Source organism: Stenotrophomonas sp. GD03777 (assembly GCF_029842485.1).
Lineage (GTDB): Bacteria > Pseudomonadota > Gammaproteobacteria > Xanthomonadales > Xanthomonadaceae > Stenotrophomonas > Stenotrophomonas sepilia.
The window spans coordinates 1-2,028 of the sequence record NZ_JAOCGL010000217.1 but is presented as its reverse complement, the minus strand read 5'-3'; the positions used below and the strand labels follow the sequence as shown (position 1 = coordinate 2,028).

The window sequence follows — 2,028 nt, the reverse complement described above, 5'->3', positions numbered from 1 at the left end:
CGCCGAACTGCGCCCGGGCGACCATGTGATCGTCAGTGCCGGTGAGCTGGTGCCGGCCGATGGCGAGATCGTGCAGGGCCTGGCCACCATCAACGAAGCGGCGGTGACCGGCGAATCGGCACCGGTGCTGCGCGAGGCAGGTACCGACCGTTCCGGTGTGATCGGTGGCACCAAGGTGCTGTCCGACCAGATCATCGTGCGGGTGACCGCCGAGCCGGGCCACAGCTTCCTGGACCGGATGATCGCGCTGGTGGAAGGTGCCAACCGCCAGAAGACCCCCAACGAGATCGCGCTGACCCTGCTGCTGGCGGCGATGACGCTGACCTTCCTGGTGGTGGTGGCCACGTTGCCGGCCATTGGTGCAGCCGTCGGCGTCAAGGTCGATCCGCTGCTGCTGATCGCGCTGCTGGTGTGCCTGATCCCGACCACCATCGGCGGCCTGCTGCCGGCCATCGGCATCGCCGGCATGAACCGTGCGCTGGCCGCGAACGTACTGGCCAAGTCGGGCAAGGCGGTGGAAGTGGCCGGCGACGTCGACGTGCTGCTGCTGGACAAGACCGGCACCATCACCTACGGCGACCGCCAGGCCAGCCACTTCCATCCGCTGGCCGGCATCGATGCCAGCCAGCTGCGCGAGGCGGCACTGCTGTCCTCGCTGGCCGACCCGACCCCGGAAGGCAAGTCGATCGTGCGCCTGGCGCGCGAACAGGGCTGCGCCACCGCCGAGCCGGACCATGCCGACTACCTGGCCTTCAGTGCCCAGACCCGCATGTCCGGCGTGGATCTGGAACATGGGCGGCAGATCCGCAAGGGCGCCGCCGATGCGATCCGTGCCCACGTGCAGGCGCTGGGCGGCAGCGTGCCGGCTGAACTGGCCGGGCGCGTCGAGCAGGTCGCGCGCAATGGCGCCACCCCGCTGGTGGTGGCCGAGGGTCGCCACGTGCTGGGCGTGATCGAGCTGTCGGACGTGGTCAAGCACGGCATGCGCGAGAAGTTCGCGCAGCTGCGGGCGATGGGCATCCGTACGGTGATGATCACCGGCGACAACCCGCTGACGGCAGCAGCCATTGCCGCCGAGGCTGGCGTCGACGACTACATCGCCGAGGCCCGTCCGGAAGACAAGCTGGCACGCATCCGCCAGGAACAGGCCGGTGGCCGCCTGGTGGCAATGGTGGGCGATGGCACCAACGATGCTCCCGCGCTGGCCCAGGCCGACATCGGCCTGGCGATGAACTCCGGCACGCAGGCGGCGAAGGAGGCCGGCAACATGGTCGACCTCGATTCGGACCCGGCCAAGCTGCTGTCGGTGGTGGAAGTGGGCAAGCAGCAGCTGATCACCCGCGGCGCGCTGACCACCTTCTCGCTGGCCAACGACGTGTCCAAGTACTTCGCGATCCTGCCGGCGCTGTTCGCCGCGGCCGTTCCGACCATGGCCGCACTGAACGTGATGCAGCTGTCGAGCCCGCGCAACGCGGTGCTGGCGGCGCTGATCTTCAACGCCCTGGTGATTCCCGCGCTGATCCCGCTCGCCCTGCGTGGCGTGCGCTTCCGCCCGGCCACCGCCACCGCACTGCTGCGCCGGAACATGCTGGTATACGGCCTCGGCGGCGTACTGCTGCCGTTCGCAGCGATCAAGGCGATTGACCTCCTTCTTGTCCTGGTATTCGGCGCATGAACCGTTCTGCTTCCACCTCATCTTCCCTTCCGGGCGACGCCAAGGCCGAGGCCCGCGTGGCCAGCCTGCAGGATGGCGCCTGCTGGCGCCCGGCGATCGGCCTGGGTCTGGCCTCCCTGCTGCTGGCCGGCGCGGTCTACGCCGGCATCGCCACCGGCTTTGCCGGGCTGGCCTACCCGACCCAGGCCGAAGGCAGCCTGCTGCGCGATGGCAGCGGCCAGGTGCGCGGCTCGGCCTGGCTGGCGCAGCCGTTCACCGGTGACGGCTACTTCCAGGCGCGTCCGTCGGCGGCCAACTACGACCCGATGGCCGCGGCCGGTTCCAACATGGCGCGCAGCAACCCGGCGTTGGCC

Annotated in this window: 2 protein-coding genes; both read left to right on the top strand. The window is 69.8% G+C overall.

What is annotated here, in order from left to right:
- Positions 1-1,675, top strand: a 1,675-nt coding sequence (gene kdpB, locus N5E02_RS20885) for a potassium-transporting ATPase subunit KdpB (protein ID WP_279946733.1), incomplete at its 5' end; no start/stop codon positions are given.
- Positions 1,672-2,028 (top strand): potassium-transporting ATPase subunit C (locus tag N5E02_RS20880; protein WP_279946732.1); only part of this gene is annotated, 357 nt, incomplete at its 3' end. The genes kdpB and N5E02_RS20880, both read left to right, overlap by 4 nt.